This is a genomic window from Melioribacteraceae bacterium (genome assembly GCA_030584085.1).
Lineage (GTDB): Bacteria > Bacteroidota > Ignavibacteria > Ignavibacteriales > Melioribacteraceae > SURF-28.
The window spans coordinates 1,622,328-1,642,913 of sequence record CP129490.1; the positions used below are offsets into that span (position 1 = coordinate 1,622,328).

Annotated in this window: 17 protein-coding genes; 13 read left to right on the forward strand and 4 right to left on the reverse strand. The window is 31.4% G+C overall.

Annotation, left to right across the window (positions count from 1 at the left end):
* Positions 1–26: 26 nt before the first annotated feature.
* The 11 genes from QY331_07380 to QY331_07430 all read left to right on the forward strand — a co-directional run bounded on the left by QY331_07380 (position 27) and on the right by QY331_07430 (position 13,017).
* Positions 27–1,064 (forward strand): aminotransferase class V-fold PLP-dependent enzyme, encoded by a 1,038-nt coding sequence (locus QY331_07380; GenBank protein ID WKZ71072.1) that lies wholly within the window; start codon positions 27–29, stop codon positions 1,062–1,064.
* Between the two features lie 20 nt (positions 1,065–1,084).
* Positions 1,085–2,008 carry a GNAT family N-acetyltransferase gene (locus tag QY331_07385; protein WKZ71073.1) on the forward strand — a complete coding sequence of 308 codons (924 nt, stop codon included), beginning with the start codon at positions 1,085–1,087 and terminating at the stop codon, positions 2,006–2,008.
* Complete coding sequence (locus tag QY331_07390; GenBank protein WKZ71074.1) at positions 2,009–3,010, forward strand: glycosyltransferase family 2 protein; 1,002 nt, start codon at positions 2,009–2,011, stop codon at positions 3,008–3,010.
* Entirely contained in the window at positions 3,011–4,444 is a 1,434-nt protein-coding gene (locus tag QY331_07395) for an oligosaccharide flippase family protein (protein WKZ71075.1), read from the forward strand. It begins immediately after the preceding gene.
* Positions 4,445–5,704 (forward strand): hypothetical protein, encoded by a 1,260-nt coding sequence (locus QY331_07400; protein ID WKZ71076.1) that lies wholly within the window; start codon positions 4,445–4,447, stop codon positions 5,702–5,704. It begins immediately after the preceding gene.
* Complete coding sequence (locus QY331_07405) at positions 5,694–7,229, forward strand: hypothetical protein (GenBank protein WKZ71077.1); 1,536 nt, start codon at positions 5,694–5,696, stop codon at positions 7,227–7,229. Before QY331_07400 ends, QY331_07405 begins: the two co-directional genes overlap by 11 nt.
* Positions 7,230–7,264: 35 nt before the next feature.
* Entirely contained in the window at positions 7,265–8,623 is a 1,359-nt protein-coding gene (locus QY331_07410) for a hypothetical protein (GenBank protein WKZ71078.1), read from the forward strand.
* Between the two features lie 16 nt (positions 8,624–8,639).
* On the forward strand, positions 8,640–9,707 hold the full coding sequence (locus QY331_07415; GenBank protein WKZ71079.1) for a hypothetical protein: 1,068 nt from the start codon (positions 8,640–8,642) through the stop codon (positions 9,705–9,707).
* 76 nt (positions 9,708–9,783) lie between these two features.
* The gene (locus tag QY331_07420) at positions 9,784–11,820 is read left to right on the forward strand and encodes a hypothetical protein (protein WKZ71080.1); all 2,037 of its coding nucleotides are present in this window, start codon (positions 9,784–9,786) and stop codon (positions 11,818–11,820) included.
* A gap of 83 nt (positions 11,821–11,903) precedes the next feature.
* Positions 11,904–12,287 (forward strand): GxxExxY protein, encoded by a 384-nt coding sequence (locus tag QY331_07425; GenBank protein ID WKZ71081.1) that lies wholly within the window; start codon positions 11,904–11,906, stop codon positions 12,285–12,287.
* A gap of 280 nt (positions 12,288–12,567) precedes the next feature.
* Positions 12,568–13,017: a hypothetical protein gene (locus QY331_07430; protein WKZ71082.1), complete on the forward strand. Its 450-nt coding sequence runs from the start codon at positions 12,568–12,570 to the stop codon at positions 13,015–13,017.
* A gap of 460 nt (positions 13,018–13,477) precedes the next feature.
* Here the strand turns inward: QY331_07430 and QY331_07435 are convergent, their stop codons facing one another.
* The 4 genes from QY331_07435 to QY331_07450 form a co-directional block, all read right to left on the reverse strand.
* A complete protein-coding gene (locus QY331_07435) occupies positions 13,478–13,900 on the reverse strand; it encodes a helix-turn-helix domain-containing protein (GenBank protein WKZ71083.1) in 423 nt (140 codons plus the stop codon).
* Positions 13,901–14,367: 467 nt separating this feature from the next.
* Positions 14,368–14,589: a hypothetical protein gene (locus QY331_07440; GenBank protein WKZ71084.1), complete on the reverse strand. Its 222-nt coding sequence runs from the start codon at positions 14,587–14,589 to the stop codon at positions 14,368–14,370.
* Entirely contained in the window at positions 14,586–14,834 is a 249-nt protein-coding gene (locus tag QY331_07445; GenBank protein ID WKZ71085.1) for a hypothetical protein, read from the reverse strand. The genes QY331_07440 and QY331_07445 overlap by 4 nt, the downstream gene beginning before the upstream one ends.
* A 210-nt stretch (positions 14,835–15,044) precedes the next feature.
* The gene (locus QY331_07450; GenBank protein ID WKZ71086.1) at positions 15,045–16,388 is read right to left on the reverse strand and encodes an O-antigen ligase family protein; all 1,344 of its coding nucleotides are present in this window, start codon (positions 16,386–16,388) and stop codon (positions 15,045–15,047) included.
* A 17-nt stretch (positions 16,389–16,405) separates the two neighbouring features.
* On the opposite strand from QY331_07450, the gene QY331_07455 reads away from it, so the two are divergent.
* Positions 16,406–18,346, forward strand: coding sequence for a sugar transferase (locus QY331_07455; protein WKZ71087.1), 1,941 nt, complete (start codon positions 16,406–16,408; stop codon positions 18,344–18,346).
* Positions 18,347–18,435: 89 nt separating this feature from the next.
* Positions 18,436–20,112 (forward strand): capsule assembly Wzi family protein, encoded by a 1,677-nt coding sequence (locus QY331_07460; protein WKZ71088.1) that lies wholly within the window; start codon positions 18,436–18,438, stop codon positions 20,110–20,112.
* The last annotated feature ends 474 nt before the right edge of the window (positions 20,113–20,586 follow it).

Consider the following 20,586-nt stretch of genomic DNA (forward strand, 5'->3'; position numbering starts at 1 on the left):
ACGTGATACCTTTATATAAAGTATATATGCCTGATAAATTGCCGGAGTTAAATAATATCCTTTATTCTGGTAAATTATCTTATGGTTACTGGGGGGAAGAATTCGAAAAAGCTATTTCCTCATATATTGGGAATGAGTATTTTCTCTCTGTTAATTCTTTTAATTCAGCTTTGCTAGTTGCAATAGCAGTGCTTGAATTAAAACCAGGTGATGAAGTAATTGCATCACCTATGAGTTGTCTTGCGTCTAATCAACCTTTTGCAACACAAAATTTAAAAGTTGTATGGGCAGATATTGATCCCAAAACTGGAACATTGGATCCGAGTGATGTAAAGAGGAAAATAACAAAACAAACTAAAGCAATTTTTCATAATCATCATTGCGGTTACGTTGGGTATGTTGAAGAAATAAACCAAATTGCTCGACAATACGGTTTATATGTAGTTGATGATGCTATTGAAGCATTTGGCTCGGAATATTCTAATAAGAAAATGGGAAATCTCGGAGCTGATATCACAGCGTTTTCATTTCAGACTGTGAGATTACCTAATACTATTGATGGTGGGGGATTGTCTTTTTGTAGGAAAGAACTTTATGAAAGAGCATTGTTAATAAGAGATCTAGGGGTTAACCGCAAAAAATTTAGAGATGAAAACGGAGAAATATCAAAAAAATGTGATATTGCGCTGCCCGGATTTGGAGCTACATTAAATGAAACAAGTGCATATATTGGATTACAGCAAGTGCATTATATAGATTCTCTTTTGGGGAAGCAGAATGAAAACGCAACGGTTTGGAACGTAAAATTAAAAGAAATTAAAAATATTTCGCTATTAAATTCAATTAATGGGTCAAAACCAAATTATTGGGTATATGGTTGCTTTGCGGAGAATAAATTAGAAGCCATTTCATTTTTTAGAGAAAGAAACTACTATGCTTCTGGTATCCATTTACCAAACAATAATTATTCTATTTTCAATTCAAAAATAGAATTGAAAGGAGTTAATGAATTTTACACCAATTTTATTGCTTTGCCATCTGGTTGGTGGGTAAATTCCATTTAGCAGATTTACTGTGTTTATAAATGAAGATTAGAAATATAACATTATCTGAATTGACTAACCTTGTTGATAAAATCAATTATGAATTTATTAGCTCAAAAGGGAAGAAACTTCATATAACTAAAAGATTTCCAAATTTATATGATACAAATAATTTGGAAAATCTTTATGTATTAGAAATTGATAATAAAATTAAAGCCTTCACAGCAGTTAAAACTGTACTTTTCAAAAAGAAAAGTACAGTTTATCATTTATTCTTTGTTGGTTCAGTTTATACGGACCCAATGGCTAGAGGTCAGGGGTTGAGTAGCAGTTTATTGAATTATGTGCAAGAAAAATATTTTAACGATGGTTATGATGCGGGTTTCTTGTGGACAAATTTACATGGTTTTTATACGAAATTAGGTTGGATATTAAACGAAAAAGGTTTATTAGCCCACACAAAAATAGATGCTTTGAGAAAATCTAATACATACTTTATTCCTTCGGGGGGCGTTCAAAAAGCAGACCATTCCGACCTTGCAATGATTGATGAATTTAGAGTGAAACTTAGTAATGAATATGTAATTAGAAAAGATGGTAAAATAATTTCTGGTTATGGTACAGTTTACTCACCTGGTGAAGAAAATCTTCTTTATTACTACCGGCATGAAAAAAATATTTATGCTTACGTTAATGGTGTCATAAATAAAGATACTTTAATAATATACGAATTTTTCGGGTACGAGGAATTTGTAATAAAAATTCTCGATGTAGTTTGTAAAATAGCCAATATTATTTTTATCAAGATAAATTTGCCAAGCTCGGATGAAGAACAAAATTTGTTAAATAATTTGTTCACGAATTATTCCATTGAAAGACCACAAATATCTATGTTTATTACAAGAGATTCAAGAATATTTGATGAACTAAAAAACGCATATATTTTTTTCACTGACAGAATATAAATGGATAATCCAAAAATAACAATTGTATTTGGAACTTTTAAAGAACCAAAATTAATAATCCCATCTATTCAATCATTACTGAAATCATCCTACAAAGCATTCAAAACGATAATTGTTGATGACAATTCTCCAGAGGATGAAGCAATTTCACTTGAGGTTAGAAAGATCGTAGAATCTTACAATGATGAAAGAATTAGTTTAATTAAAAATGATATTAATATAGGTGTTCCATTTGTTTTCAAAAAGTGGATTGATTTAGTAAAAACTGAATATTTTCTCATTACTGGTGCTGGTGACATTTTTGATATGGGGGCTTTAGAAGAATACATTAAGTTTTTAGATAAATATCCTGCCGCTTCATTTGTATTCGCAAAAGAAAGATTTCAAGGGATTGACGGAAATTTTTCTGAATTAAAAAGAGAGGAAATAGAAACCGGGGTGTACGACCCATATAAGTATCTGGAATTTCACCTAATAGGTGGAAAAGGAAATTATGGGTGGTCACAAGCATCGGCAATGTATAGGACAGAGTTCTTTAAAGTAAAGAATATTCCTGTTACACCATATCATTATTGGGATCACTATTTCCACATGAAATATTTATTGTTTTCAAATAAAGTTGGTTATATAAATAAATATTTGGCCATTAGACATGTTGAACCCTCCTTGAAAGAATGGGCTAACCAAAATATCTTTGTAAACAAAGTTGAGACGATATACCAGTCATATAAATTCATTAATGAATTTGAAACAATATTAGTTTCAAAAAGATACCCAATAACAAAGTATAGAATTGTTATCATTAAAAATTTACTTAAACAATTCTTAAAATTGAAATATATAGAAGAACTTTTCTTATGTTCCAATATTTTCCTGAGCTTATTTAGTAAAGTGTTTTTGAGTAGTCTTATTATTCTTATCCTATCTCCAATAAAGCTAGTTGGTTATTTGTATCTTATTGTTAGGAATACATATGCCCAAAAATATAGTGATTCTGCTTAATTGAGTAAAATTATTAAAAATACTCTTTTATACTCAATTGGTAATCTACTTCCACAATTAGTTGCATTTATATTGCTTCCTATTTACACCAAGTATTTATTACCTGAAGATTATGGGGTCGTCAATGCAATGGTTACTGTGCAGGCTCTTTTTGCTGTTTTTTTTTCACTTGCACTTGATAGGTCCATCATTAGATTGTACTGGGACTATAATGAAAAAGAGAAAGGTGAGTTTTTAGGTACTTTATTTATTGCAATGAGTGCTATATCCATCATTATGCTAGGTTTAGTATTTTTATTTAAAAATTATATCCATCTTCTTTTTGGAGAAATTGCTTTTTATCCTTTCTTCATTTTTACTATTTTTATGACTTTTTCTCTGAATTTCTTTTTAATTCCTAAAAATTATTATAGATTAAAAAGCGAAGCACTGAAGTTTTTACTCTTATCCATTTGCGAAGTTGTTATAACTACTTCACTGATTTTTTATTTTTTAGTAGTAAAAGAAGAAGGCGCATATGGTGTTATTAAAGGTAAATTTTATTCTTCAGTACTGCTTCTTCCTTTTTTTTTATATATCACAATAATGCATGTCAAGCTAAAGTTTAACTACAAAATATTGAGTGAATCATTAAAGTTCAGTTTGCCAATTTTACCCACATTATTTGCTGCATGGGTTCTGGGGCAAGCCGATCGAGTTTTTATTGCCGGGAATCTTTCATATCACGACTTAGGGATTTATTCATTAAGTAAACGACTAGGTGGGTTAGTGGCAGTAATTGCCGGAGCATTTACTATGGCTTATCATCCTATTTTTTTTGAATTAGTTAACGATACAGCTTTTGAAGAAAAAACAAAGAGTGTACTTTATCGTTATAATAATTCATTCATACTATTATTACTGTATATAGGTTTTATGTTAGCTCTCTTTTCAAAAGAATTTATTTACTATTTTCTAAATTATAAATATTTTGTTGCTTATTATTATATACCTCCCATTATTCTTGGTGTAATTATAGCGAGTATTTCAAGTTCAATCCTGGGTGCGTTTATTCAACAAAGTAAAAAAATGAAACAAGACATGATTTTCGGTCTAGTAGTAGCCGGAATTACATTACTTTCATACTCTTTATTAATAAAATCGTTTGGATTGGCGGGAGCTGTATTTGCCTCCATTATTTCGTCACTCTCTTTATTCATTTTATTATACTTTTATACAAAAAAAAGATGTTTTTTTATTCCGTTTAACTGGCTTGGGATAATACCTATAAGTTTCATAATGTTTTTCACCATAATTTTATTCAATTATTTATTTAGTATGGATCCGCTGGTTGGTCTATTCGTTAAAACATTGGTTGCTGTCTGTTTTATAAGTTATTATTTTTATCTGTACCGAGACTTTATCTTTCAAATTTTAAATCGAAATAGACTTTAAATGACCCGTAATCTCAAACCTAACACAATACTTTTTATTCCGGATGCCCACTATTTATCTGATCCAATTTATACTAGACTTGCAGCTAATAAAATAGAAAAATTTAACTATTTCTATTTTTTAACTAATTTTCCTATGAATTTTGTTCAGAGATATGAAAGTAGCAAAATTGATCAAAAACTATTTGATAAGATCTACATACAGAATAATCCTAATAAGGAATTTTTATTTAGTATTATTTACAAGGCAAACTTAAAATATAAAATTAAAAATTTAATTAAATTTATTAAATTATATAAATTTTATAGGAAAGAAGTTTATAATACACTTAATGAACTCTCACCATCAATAATCGTAGCAACAACAGACATGTTACTGATAAATCGAGATATATATAAGTGGGCTTTATCAAAGAAAATTCCTTTTGTAGTTTATCAATCAGCCTTTCTTGAGTCTCCTCATTATAATTTTACGACGAATGTAAAAAATTATTTATATAGAATTTGTTTTAACAGACTATTGAACATACCTCTTGGTAGGTACAATAATCTCTATGGCAATGAATTCAAAGATAGTTATTTATTTTTATGGGGAGAGTACTTTAAAAAAGACTATAATAGCAAAAAAGCTGATGATAAAATTAAATATGTTGGAAATCCATATTATGAGGAAATTATCGCAAGAAGTAAGTTTAATATAAATCGAATTATGAGCGATTTACCTAAAGAGAATCTTAATATACTTATCTGCACTAATGATCTAACAGGTTTTCTTACGAAAGAAGAAATTGAAAAGATATTTACAATTTATCAAAAAGCGATTATTGAAAATCCAAATCATCACTTTATATTTAAAATACATCCGGGTGAATCAGAACAAAAGTATGAAAGTCTATTTAATAAAGAAAAAGTAAAGAATTATTCCGTTGAAACAAAACAAACTATGACGCAACTATTAGGCTATGCTCACATTCAGGTCTCTATAGGTTCTTTAACTTCTTTCGAAGCTATCCTCTCTGGAATACCTATAATAATTATAAATTCAAAATTACTAAAGATTGCCGATCATTTTAATGATAAATTAGATGAAAAAGTTTATAACTATGATGAATTTAATAAAAAAATTAGCTTTATGAATTCAGCCTCAGTCTATGAGTCCTTTTTATTAAAAAGAGAAGATTATATTAATAAATTAATGCAATTAGATAGTGTCACAAGATTTAATAATACAATAAAGCAAATACTTAATAATGAATTATAAAGAATATTTGGAATTTCAAAATCAACTATCCCAAGTTGAAAAATTTACTGAATTAATAAACATAAAGTATGAAGGATTCCCGCTCTGGTATTTACTTAAAGATTCTTTATACTTTTTTCTATTTTATAATTTTAAAACTAATACAGTTTCGGTTATAAAAAAATCTAATAAATTATTATTATTTGTTTTAAACAGTTATTGTAATGAAATAAAATTTAATATAAAATTTATTGTTTATAAGAATAATAAAAATAAATTATTGTTTATTTCAAATAGAAATTTTAAAATAAATAAAAATGGTTACTGGATCGACCCATTTTGGAATGATATATTAATTAATTTATCGGATAAGTATGATTCGGTAATCATTAACTATAATCATGGTGAAAAAAATTATAAAAAGCATTTGGCTTACTCTGAATTTGGAGAGTATTTTATTAAAAATCCTATTTATAATTTAAGTTACTATTGGAAATTTAAAAATAGAAATGATATTAAAGATAAATTGAATGATTTAATTCAATTCTTCGAAAAATTAAATAAAGATGGAATTATAGATGATAATCTCATAGTCTTATTAAAAAAATTCCTTAAATCAAAATATTCATCTCTAAAAATATATTCCATTCTTAATGAATACCGTAAGTCAAAGAAAACACTTTTATTATTACAACCCAAACTCATTTTTATAACAAGCGTGCAAGGACACCTTGGTATAATTGCTGCAGCCAAAGAGATGCATATACCTATTATCGAATATCAACATGGTATAATCGATCATAATCATCCTGCATATATTTATAATGAAAACTTAAAACATGATAATAGGATTCTTGTTCCAAATTATTTATTCTTATTTGGTGAATATTGGAGAAAAATACTGATAAAAAATAATTTCTGGAATGATGAGCAACTTCATGAAGTAGGGTATTTACAAGCAAGTTATATTGAAAAGAAAAAGTTTGCTCCTGAAAATAAAAAAAATGAATTTAATGTACTGTTTACCGCTCAAGACGTATTTCATGACGAGGCATTTAATTATCTTAAAGATTTTTTGAGTTATATTTCAATAAAACCAAATAATATAATATTAATAATAAAATTGCATCCAAGAGATCCTGAAGCATTGAATATTTATCAAAAATTATATGATCAATTCCCACTAAAGTGTAAAATTATATCAGATAATAAAACTACAATTTATGATTGTTTTAAAGAGACTAAGTATCACTTAACAGCATATTCCAATTCTCTTTTCGAGGCACTTTCAATAGGTATTCCCTGTGCAACAATTCATCCGCTCGGATATTATTATTTTGATGAGTTAATTGCGGAAAAAGGAATAGGTCATTTTATGAGTCCGATTGATCTATCCAATTACCTGGAAGAAATTAGTGAAAACGAAGAATTATATTCGCAATTAAAACAAAATACATCTAAATATGAAGACTATTTCTACAAAAAATATAATTTGGATAATAGTCTAAAGATAATTGACGATATAATCTCCAAAACAGAAAAATAGTAAAAAAGTAATTAACCGGATTTTTCGGTATAAAAATGAATGAAATAAAGAAACCAACATATAGTCTTATAACTCATATTATATTCATTGTATTTAGCTTCGTATATGTATTTACTTCACAAGATCCAAATCTTGGCGATCAGCATCCGATGACTCAAAGATTTTATGAGTTATTTTTGCAAGGATTTGGGCACAAACACTTTTCATTTATGCAGTTTCTTATCTTTTTGCTCTCAATTATAGCCTTCCACTATCATTGGAGTCGTAAAAAGATTTCGAGAAATTTCCTTGAGAAAAGAATAATTTTTATAACAGTAATCTATATTATAATGTTGCTCTTGAATCCAAACAGCAGAGTACTGACTCCAATTTTAGGATTACCTTTGTTGTCTGATCCAGATTTATATATTTATTTGCTTTTTATGGTAGCTATTTTTTTAATGAGGAGTAATGAAGATTTTATATTTTATTTTCGAACATTGATGAAATATTTACTCATATTTTTTGTTATACGGGTATTCTACTTATTATTATTAAGAGCTTTTGGACAGGGCGTTAATTATTTTGGATACCAATCTGTAACGATGGAAGAAGATACCCTCATTTTAGCAGTTTTGGTTCAAGTAATTTTTTTGGCATTATATTATATAAAAAACAAGAATAAATACATTTATTTAGTGATAATATTTCAAATATTTCAAATATTATCATTTCGTCGAAGTGGTTTACTATTATCTTTACTTGTTATGGGCACATTTTTATTGCTTTTTTATGCAAAACGAAGTGTATTAAAAAGATTTACAAGTGCTTTGATTCTAATAATAGGAATAATTATTTTCTTTCTTAATCTTGACGTCATGCCGAGAAGTACACTATTGCTAGTACATAGGTACGTAGGGGCTTATATAACCCTGCCAGCGGCGGTCTCTTTTGCGGATGTTGCAAAAAACGAACACTTTGCTCAATCAAATCAATCAATAATTGAACAAGCTGGACATTTAAGCTTTTGGGGTTTTGGATATGGTAGTTCATTGACACGATTTAATTTTAATTATAAAGGAAATACAGGAATACACAATGTTTACTTTAATTTGTGGGAATGGCAAGGATTATTCGCCCTAATTTATTATTTAATATTGATATATATTATTTTAATAAAAAGTATTTATATCATAAAAAAGTATAAATATTTAGATGATACATATAAGTATTTAAAAATGAGTATAATAATATTTTTCTTTTTTTATTTGATAAATGCTTATGTATTAATGATGGTTAATTTTACCGGAATCAAAATGAAATTATTATGGGTACTAGTTCTGGCGTTTATGTTAAAAATAAATCAAAATAATTATAAATTATTATTTAATAGTAATAATATTAGTAAAAAATAATTTTCGTATAAACAAAATGAAATATTTATTTTATTTAGTTCATCCATCAAAATATTATCTTTTTCGTAAAACGATAAACGAATTAATATATGATGGTCATAAAGTTAAGATACTGATATCTTCGAAAGATGTTTTAAATGATCTAATAAAAACTGAAGACTGGGATTATGTAAATATTTTCCCAGAGGGAAGAAACTCAAAAAAGAAATTATATTACATAAATAAAATTGCATTACTTTTTAAAACAATAATTAGACTAAAACCATATGCAAAAAAAGACTATGATTTTTTCATTACTGATGATTTATTAGGTTTTTGGGGTAAACTAATTAATGTTAAAACGTATTTTTTTACAGATGATGATATAGGCGCAATAAAATATTTATTTTTCTTTATGATTTTTTGTGATTATATTATCTGCCCCAAAGGGACAAACTTGGGTATATTAAATTCAAGACGAATCCAATTTAATGCTTTCAAACAATCAGCATATTTGCATCCTAATGTTTTTATACCTAATCAATCTATAATAAGAAAATATAAATTAAGAGAATATAATTATGTAATTATCAGAAAAGTAAGCCTTCATGCTATACATGATAAAGGAAAAGAAGGTCTTAATTTAAAAACAATAGATATTATTAAAAATATTTTTAAAGAATATACTATTATTACAATTCAAGAAGATGTTAATGGTTTAATGAATCAAATGACATTAGAAAGAATACAAATTAATCCATCAGATATTTTAGATATAATTTATTATGCAAGATGTTTAGTGGGTGATAGTCAAACCATGTGTGCTGAAGCTGCTTTTCTTGGAACTCCTTTTATTTGGAGCAGTCATTTTCTTCATAAAGTTCCATATTTGGAATTATTAATAAATAAGTATAAGCTTGGTTATGCAGTTGAATTATCCGATTATACTAAAATAAGAGAATGTTCTTTAGATATTTTGAATTCTCCTTTTAAAAATGATACTATACAATTATTCGAAGACACAATTGATTTAAGTGAAGAGTTAGTTAAGCTGTTTAATTTTGACCCCCGTAATGGCCACAATAGTAAACAACGATTTTTGTAAATGTAAGTTTCCAACATGATACGTGTTGAAAGAAAACTCCACAATAGTATTTTCAATAATTAATAATTGGAATTAAATGTGCGGTATATTTGGTGTAATTGCTAAAGAAGAAAATTATAATCGAAGAGAGCTATTTAGGGTACTTGAAGATGTTGCAAAACTATCTCAAGATAGAGGACAAGATTCATCTGGCTTTTCTTTTAGATTTGAATCAAAGAAAAGAATTAAAGTTCTCAAGGCACCCATCTCGATTGATGATGTATTGAATTCTATTGAATTTAAAAATCTTAATAATGAAATTATTAGAGAAACTAAACTAAATAATAGTGGAATATTCATTGCTTTTGGTCATGCGCGACTTGTCACCAATGGTTCGCAGGTAAAAAATGTTAATAACCAACCTGTCCTCAAAGATGGTCTTATTGGAGTACATAATGGAATAATTGTGAATGTTGATGAAATTTGGAAGCAGCATAAAGATATCCGGAGAGAATATGACATAGATACGGAAGTAATGCTCGCATTGTTGCGTAAATACTTATCAGAAGGAAAAAGCACAATTGAAGCTTATAACTTAACCCTTGATGAGATATACGGGACTGTTGCAACAGCTATCGCTTTCAATGATAGAGAAGAGTTTTTATTAGGTACAAATAATGGTTCCCTTTATATCCTATCGGATTATGAAAACATATTAATCTTTGCCTCAGAGAAATACTTCCTCTCAAATCTGCTAAAAAAATATGATCTTTACAGTAAGTTCCCGAAGATTTTACTAAAGCAGGTAGAACCTAATTCGGGAATATTGATTGATACAAAAAATATGAAATATTATGATTTCAGTAACGAGATAAACGAATATAAAAATTATTCGGCTTCTGTTTTAGAGCAACATTATTCAATTGATTTAGAAACAATTTCGAACACTGCAGATACCAAATCAGTTGTAATTGATGTTGAGAAGTTTGCATCAGACCCAACCAATCGTTATAAAAAAGAATTACTTGAGTTTAATATTGATCGTATAAAAGAACTGAAAAGATGTACAAGATGCGTGCTACCGGAGACATTTCCGTTTATTGAGTTTAATCAAGATGGGGTTTGTAATTATTGTTCAAATTATGTGCAGCGTAATCAGCCTAAATCAATCGAGGAACTGAAAGAATTGGTTAAACCTTATCGAAGCAAAGGTGGAGAACATGATTGCCTCGTTCCTTTTAGCGGGGGCAGAGATAGTACTTATGTCTTACACTTTGTAAAAAATGTATTGGAACTAAACCCTATTGCTTTTACGTACGATTGGGGGATGGTAACAGATTTAGCAAGGAGAAATATTGCGCGAGTTTGCGGTAAACTTGGTATTGAAAATATTATTGTAGCGGCTGACATTAGGAAGAAAAGAGAATATATAAAGAAAAATATTCAGGCTTGGTTGAAAAGACCGGAACTGGGTATGATACCATTATTTATGGCGGGTGATAAGTACTTTTTCAAGTATGCAAACCAAGTAAGAAAACAAAATAATATTAAGTTACAAATATGGGGTATAAATTTTCTTGAGAATACAGATTTTAAAGTTGGTTTCGCAGGAGTACCGCCACAATGGAAAAAAGAAATGATCTATTCAATGAATATAAAGAGGCAATTTTCCTTATTTAGGTTTATTTCACAAAGTATACTTTCCAATCCATCCTATATTAACTCTTCTATTTTTGATACTCTTGGTTCTTTTTTTTCAAGATATTTTAATCCTCGTGAAGACTATTTTCATTTCTTCGATTTTTATCAATGGAATGAAAAAGAAATTGAAGATATTCTTATTCATGAATATGATTGGGAAATAGCTAATGACTTAACTTCAACCTGGCGCATAGGGGATGGGACAGCAAGTTTTTATAACTATATATACTATACGGTAGCCGGCTTCTCAGAATTTGATACATTTAGAAGTAATCAGATTAGAGAGGGAATGATTTCGAGAGAAGAAGCTCTTGAATTAGTTTCAGAAGAAAACCGTCCTCGCTATGAATCGCTAAGATGGTACCTAGAAATCATCGGACTCGATTTCAAAACAGTAATAAACCGAATCAACCAAATCCCAAAACTGTATTAGTATCTAATCTGCGCAATTCAGCGAGATCTGCGAGAAATAAAAACGGGTTCACGCAGAATGCGGAGAAGATCGCAGAATTAAGTATGGAAAAATTAGAAAACAAAATATCCTACGACATCCGCGGAGCAATATTCAATGTTTACAAAAATCTTGGTCCCGGTTTACTCGAATCAGTCTATGAATCCGCTCTCGCATACGAACTACTAAAGACCGGCAGAAAAGTAAAAACTCAAGTGGGGCTACCCGTAAAATACGAAGACCAAACAATGGAACTCGGCTTTAGATTAGATTTATTGGTTGATGATTTGGTAATCGTAGAAATAAAATCTGTAGAAGCACTAGCACCTGTCCATCACAAACAGCTACTTACATATCTCAAGCTCACCGACTTAAAGTTAGGTTTATTAGTCAACTTCAACACAGACGACATCAAAAAAGAAATAATAAGAATCGTAAATAATTTATAAAGTTTGATCTGCGCCAATCCGCGAAGTCTGCGAGAAAAAAGTTCACACAGAAACCGCAGAAAAGTTCAGCGTAATTCCGCGAAATCTACGTCAAATAAATAAGTGTCAACTCGCAACAACTCAAAATAATTTTTCAATAACAAAATTTATGTCTATCAAATATTTTTTGATTTTTCTCTTCCTAACATTTCTTGTTACAACAAATTCAAATGCACAAAATTTGTCTACGATCGACGCGCACGCCCCGACCTACTTCATTTCCCTCAACTACGGCATTCAAATGTCCGGCATTAAAGATGAAGATTTTATCAGTTCAAACTATTCTCCATTATTCAATATTACCACCGGCAAATGGTTCACTCAACAGTTTGCACTCCAAATAGGGTACAAAGGTTTTTATTTTAATGCCATCGCAGATGAAGTTAAGCATCATTACAATTACTTCTACGCTGAAGCAGTAATCAATTTTAATAATTTTATTGACCCAGATCGAGAAAATAGAATTTGGAATTTACTTTTACACACCGGTCCTGGTTACTTCTATAATCACGTTTACCGCAGAGCAAGTCTCCACTTTAACCTTGGTATCCAAAACACATTTCAGTTATCAGATCATTTTCACGCTTCACTTGACATTGCTTCAATAGTCGGCTGGGACATTTACCAAGGTGATGAAGACATACTACCCGGAATAACAATCGGATTAATATACTTATTTGATATTAATTGATAGCGAGAGAATATAGAAGGTTTTCGGATTTCAACAATTTTTTCCTCTCTTACCAAGAGAGGACTAAGGTGAGTTTATAAAAAATGAAAGCCGAAAACCGTAAATCTATCGGGTTATCGATCTGTTCGTTTGTACCTTTACCAAGGTGATGAAGATATCTTACCCGGAATAATAATCGGTTTATCATACTGCTTTCAATAAAATAAGCTGTTCATAAAATATTTCATAATTCAGCGCCATTCCGCGATACTTGCCCGCCTCAGGCGTGGTCTGCGAGCTTGCCCGGCTTTGGAGGGAAACAGTTTTTAAGCGCTTCGGCGCTTTTTGTTTTTTAAACTCTAAAGGAGAATTAGGAAAAATATAAGTCTCATAATTTTACAAACCTTTTTGCCTAGAATAGTATTCCACAAATTATTTGTTATTCAGATTTTCAAATCATTTTTATCTGTGATCTCTCCACTTATTTTGGTTCCCCTTTTTTATCACCAAGCGTCCCATAGTCAATCGTAACTTTCCATTCTTTATCATCATCTGCAGGATCATCAATTTTAGAAAGCTCAGTGAATTTACTCTCCAATTTATCAATTAAGTGAATTATTTCTTTTTTGCTCAATTTATCATAGTTCGTTTTTTCCAAAGCTTCATAAGCTTTCTCAAGCTCATTTCTTAAATATTTTGCACGTATTTTTCTTTTTAATTTTTCTTCTTCAATAAACTTCTCGTCCATTATTTTATGTAGTTCTATAATCTCTTCATGAAACTCCTTATTCCATTTTATTAGAGTCGGTTTGCTGATATTTATTTTCTTAGCAATTTCATCAAAAGAATTGCCTTCTGCTCTTAATGAAATAAATTTCTGCTTTTGCGCCTTTGTAGCTGCCATTTTAACCTCTAATCTGTTAAATAACTATAAATATAAATAAATGATATCTAAAAATCAAAATATTGTACTAATGATAAATTTATCATAAGTAGAAGTGTAAAAGTGAAAATCTATTTTATTCTGGTGGTTAACTTTTGGTAAACTTTTAGTAAACACCACCGTATGTCCAATAATCTCCAACCCCATCATCCCGATTAATCCTTTGTAACCGCAGACTTTACCTCTGCGCTGTAATATAACTTCTCAACATTGTGATACTTTCTGACCGCTTATAACTTTCTTCTTTGAATTTTGAGCTTTGTACTTTTTCCTTGTACCACAGTCATTCCGGCATGTGCAGCGCTTCTCAACCCACACTAATCCATCAGTGACATCCCGCCCTGGCGGGACCTCTAGCCGTAATCCATACCCACACAAATAATCAACCCATAATTCAACCCCTCTGGGGTTGTAGGTCGTTTTGTTTATCATTTTTCTATTAATATTAAACCCCTAACGGGGTTTAAACTTTGTGAAACTCTGTGTGTACTTTGTGATACTCTGTGTCTCGCCTCTTCGCTTTTCAATTTACACTTTGGATTTTGATTTTGCCTTCCCATAATTCCATCTTTCCAGTCTTCCAACTTTCCATCATTCCAATATTCCAAAATCAATATCACCCCTTCGGGGTTCGTGCGATTTTTTTTCATTTGTATTTTATAAATGTTTCACCCCTTCGGGGTTTCTCACACAGTGAAATGCTGTTGTTAAAACTTTGTGAAACTCTGTGTGTACTCTGTGCTACTCTGTGTCCCGCCTCTTCGCTTTTCAATTTACACTTTGGATTTTGATTTTGCCTTCCCATAATTCCATCTTTCCAGTCTTCCAACTTTCCATCATTCCAATATTCCAAAATCAATATCACCCCTTCGGGGTTCGTGCGATTTTTTTTCATTTGTATTTTATAAATGTTTCACCCCTTCGGGGTTTCTCACGCTGTAAAACGCTGTTGTTAAAACTTTGTGAAACTCTGTGTGTACTCTGTGCTACTCTGTGACCCGCCTCTTCGCTTTTCAATTTACACTTTGGATTTTGATTTTGCCTTCCCATAATTCCATCTTTCCAGTTTTCCATCATTCCTTCACTCCATCTTTCCAGCACTCCATCAATCCATCATCATCGCATTTGACTTCCAACTAAGAACAACCAAACTCACCCACAACAAACTCTGCGAACTTATATCCTTCGAAAACATCCCCAACCAAAGTGAGAAAATAACTAGAAAATAAGCCGATATGAGTATTGAGAAGTGAGACCTGATGCCAAAATTTATATCTCTCCCTTTTTGAGCGTTTTTTGCGAAATCCCGATGTTTCCCAATCGGGACGTCAATTCGGCAATTCGCTAAATATTTCCACAGCATTGACAAAACGATCGCTATAAGAAATGTTGATAAAACCCAACCAACCAACCCCAACTCCACCACCAATTCAATAAATAAATTATGCGGATACTTAATCAATTTCTGTATCTCATAATCTTTAAAATCAGAATTGTACCCTCCGATGCCTCTGCCCAAAATAGGGGAGTCGACGATCATTTCCCATCCAACAATCCAACCATCCAACCTTGCATTCACCGCTCCGTCATCAGTCTCTCCGGTAGTGACTATACTGCTTATTTTTCCCAGTCGTTCGGATGATTCATTTGTATTATTTAATAGCAAACCTAATACTAGAACCACTACCAGCACTGCTGCGAGTTTCACAATTCTTATAAATTCTCTTTTGAAATAAAAGGTTGCTATCAATATCGACGGAATGATTATGATTAATCCGACAATTGCGGCACGTAAACCCGTTAAATAAATCGAGTAACCACTCACCGCAATTATTAATAAATTATAAATCGTAACCTTTTCTTTCAGCAATAGTAAATGAAGAAGATAGAATAGAAATAAGAATCCGCTGACCCTTCCAAATACAACGTGACTCCATCTTTCCAAACTTAACTTGTATTCCATTCCCAAATAATCGAATGGCTCTATCAAAAATACCAGTAAGCTGCCTGTGACTAAAAATATTTCCGTTACCTTTACAAACATCTCATATAACTTGGCGGATTTGTGGTTCATGTTTATCAGTACCAAAAATAGAAAAGGGAACATGACTAAAACTAAATTCAAGAGCTTCCAAATTCCGTATGACGCATTGTATGAATAGGTTAATGTTGCTGATAAGATTAAAAATGTTATCGCAAAAACCGCTGTTAATTTCTTGAAAAATGGAATTTTTAGGTCGGTGACAAATATTTGCAATACATTCTTGACCTTAATATCATAGATAAATTTTAATCTTAGGACGGTCATCACACTAAAAAATATGACACTTACTAATTTTAATGTTAAATTAAGAAGTGTGTTATTCGAGATACTCGTTACACCAAGAGTAAAAATAAAAATTACCGCTAGAATAAAATCTAGATAATATTGTTTGTTAAATTTTTTCATAGAGGGCACTGATAAAATTGAGAACCTTCCTAAATATTTTTGTTAACCTCAATATATATACTTTTTCGTATTATTTTATTTATTACATACGTAGAGATCAGCTTCTGCCTGAACAGGTTTATCTCGAGTACTTCGGTGTCTATATTTCAAGCTGGTTTATAGGATCTATTCTTTCCGGGAAATTTACTCATAGAGATCAATCATTCGCCAAAGTTTCGCATACCCATATTACATCTATCTTTATTATGGTTGCGCTGATATCAATCGCAGCTAATGTCATCGACCTTCAAGAAATTTCACGGATCATTGTTCTCGGCTCTTTAATTTTAGCCGTGCTAATTGAGTTTGCCGTACTCAGATTCCAAACCTCTTCTATTACACGCAAAGAAAATTTAATCCACTTTGATTTTAATATTACTTCCTTTCTTAGAGAATTAATTCTTCTGGTACTTTCTTTTACTCTTTGTACTTTCATTTTATATGATGCTAAATTTTTCAGTGAATCAAATATTCTAATTCTTGCCGGGATTTTTATTAGTTGGATGATCGGTGCCGTGTTTTCTCTTCAGTTCGTTTCTATTAACCGTTCTATAAGTTATATCCGTCTTTTCTGGAAATATTTTAAGTCCTATTTCATACTCAACGTTCTATCAGCATTTATTGTCTTCTCGCTGCGTATCGAATTGGAAACTCAATTCTTTTATATGTTGGCGGTTTTAAGTTATTCAATTTCATCATGGCTGGTTCTTACGCTAATCTATCTTTATCGTAAACCTCAATCTTCCGATGAAATTAAATATAAAATCTTAAAAGCAACAGATGCGACTGAAATTCAAAAATTAGAAAACAGCTTTAAGGAAAAGTCTCTTTATTCGCTGAATGATAGCCAAAGTAATTCTTCTTTGTTTAGAAATAAATTACAGTCAATTTACTTGAAGAAATTCCCGGAAATATTTGACTTCATCGCTAGGACTATCAACTTAAATAGTATCGATGAATTGAAATCAACGGTAATTAGATCAAGCGACCCGTATAATGTGGAGATTCTTCCTGATAAAGAAATGCATCTCTATATTAATTTGCACGAAGTAAACGATATGCGCAGACTTAATCAGTACTTCATTGAAGTTAATAAACGTCTGGTTGATGGGGGATTATATATTAGCAAAATTGAACCGATTAGAAAAAGACACCAACGCTTCAAGGAAAGTTATCCGCATTATCTCGCTCAAATATTTTATTTTTTTGATTTTATCTGGCGTCGCGTTTTCCCAAAACTTCCCGTTCTGCAAAAAATTTATTTCAGCATAACAAAAGGAAGAAATAGGGCTATCTCTCTTGCCGAAGGTTTAGGTCGTCTCTATTATTGCGGTTTCGAAATTATAAATCTTTGGGAATCCGGTTACTATGTTTACTTCATAGCGAAGAAAATTAAAGAACCTTCTACCGATGCAAGTCCTTCATACGGTCCATTTTTTAAAATGAAAAGAGTCGGTAGACATTCTCAGCTCATATATGTTTATAAATTGCGCACAATGCATCCTTATGCAGAGTATATTCAACAATTTGTTTTTGATACTTTCGGTTCATCTACTGGTGACAAAGTTAATAATGATTTTAGAATTTCTTATTGGGGTAAAATATTCCGTAAATTTTGGATTGATGAATTTCCAATGCTGATTAATCTGATAAAAGGGGATATAAAAATTGTTGGTGTTCGTCCACTGAGTGAGCACAAATTCTCAATATACCCTGAAGATCTTCAAGAATTAAGAACTAAATTCAAACCGGGCCTAATCCCACCATTCTATGCCGATCTGCCCGAAAGTTTAGAGGAGTTATTAAATTCTGAAAAAAATTATCTTGAAAGTTATTTTAAGAATCCGCTCAAAACAGACATTAAATATTTTTTCAAAGCTTTCAACAATATTATTTTCAAAAATGCCCGTAGTGCTTAGACTTTGTGTAACTCTGTGTGTCCTTTGTGTGACTCTGTGTCCATGCCTTGATTTTTTATTAAAGTTAAATCGCTAACAAAGAGAAAAACATGAATAATATCAAAACCTTAATACATGTGATACTTTTCAACATACTTATTTTAACAACATACTCCCAAACAATCTACGAACCAATCGAAGCCGATATCCATGAATATTTGGATCGAATGAACATAAAAGGTATCGTGCACATTGATACCGAAGTCAAACCATTCACTAGAATTTATATCGCGGAGAAATTGTTCGAACTATCTAACAATCGCTCCACACTAAATAAAGTCGAAATAGAGGAGTTGAATTGGTTCATATCGGAATATTTTTACGAATTCCAAAAAGTTTCCACCACTTCTCCCACTCTCCCCCTCTCCCTCTCTCCCGTTCCACCTCTCTCCCATTCTCAAACCCCTCGCTGGCGTGTATTCTCCTACACTGACTCACTTTTCCAATTACAGATTTCACCCATTCTTGGTGTGGGATATAAAACTGTAGGTAACGAAAACGGACGTTTCCAGTTTTGGGGTATTCGCACATTCGGTACCTATGGCGATAATTTTGGCGCTTATATTCATTTTACGGATAATGGGGAGTATAACGGCATTCATAAAGTAGATAATTTTCTTAGTCCCGATAAAGGAAGAAAAACTATTGGCGCCCAAGTAACTAATGGAATCGAATTCAGCGATGTGCGAGGAAGCATTTCATATGATTGGGGATGGGGAAATATTTCACTCAATAAAGACTATTTCTCTTGGGGTAACGGCTACTATGGTAACACAATTCTTTCCGCTAAAGCGCCGTCATATACGCATCTTAGATTTACGCTCAAGCCTGTCGATTGGTTCAGGTTTTATTATACTCATGGCTGGCTTACTTCAAATGTAATAGATTCACTTAGATCACAATTTAATTACGGAATCTATGAAAGTGATGCGGAATTTTTTATTCCAAAATATTATGCAGCAAATCTTTTTGTTTTTGAACCCGTCGAATCTCTTGAACTAATGATCGGTAATTCTGCAGTTTACAGCGGTGATAATATTCGCCCGGAATTCTTGCTTCCTTTTATGTTCTTTAAATATCTGGATAGGGATTTGGGTAAGGGGAGTGTTGAGGATGCTAACGGACAGCTGCATTTTGGAGTGAATTATAAACCGGTTGACCAACTTTTTCTTTACGGCAATATTCTATTTGATGTTATTGAGATTAATAAAACTCTAGAAGCGGAAAATCCTAATAACTGGTTTGGTTTTACTCTTGGTACAAAAGGAGTTAATCTAATCGCAGATAACCTTGATATTACATTAGAATATACTAGAATAAATCCTTGGGTATATGAACATAAGAAATCAACTACTACTTATAAACATCTTGATTATTCGCTCGGTCATTGGATAGGACAAAACGCCGATCTTCTTCGAGTACAACTAGACTATAAATTTATGCGTCCGTTAAAATTCTCGGTTTACTATCAACGCTTCAGAAAGGGCGGACTTAAAGATATTTCTGAAGGCTACGGTGGTGGAGAGGCTGAGGAATTTTTATATGGTCCGCTCAGGAAAGAAAATACAGTTGGACTAGATATTAAATATTATCCGTTTCATGAAGTGTATCTAAATGCCAACTATAAATACACAAATATCAGTGATGAAGATCCTCTGAGAACCCCTGATTTCCAACTTGGCTCTAATCATAATTTCTCAATTTCATTGTCATATGGTTTTAGATAACATATAGATTCTTGTTATACTTTGTTACGGAATTGAAACACACGGTTATTTGGAGCGCTTCTCCACTCACACTAATCCAACAGCGACATCCCGACTTTGTCGGGACCTCTAACCGGAATCTATACCCACCACTTTGTCATTCCGAATGAGTGTATTCTACGAATGAGGAATCTCAATCCCGTAATCACTGTCATTCCGGCAAGTTTCTAGCCGGAATCTATACCCACATAATTCAACCCCTCTGGGGTTATCGGATATTTTGTATATCATTTTTTTTCATACAGTACATCTTTCGGACAACTTTGTACCTGCCTCTGGCGCGGAAACTCTTTGTCCCTGCCTTTGAATTTGCCTCCCAACTTTCCAGTTTCCCATCTTTCCAATATTCCCAAACCAATATCACCCCTTCGGGGTTCGTGCGAGTTTTTTCATTTGCATGTTATAATAGCTTCATCCCTTCGGGGTTTCCAACTC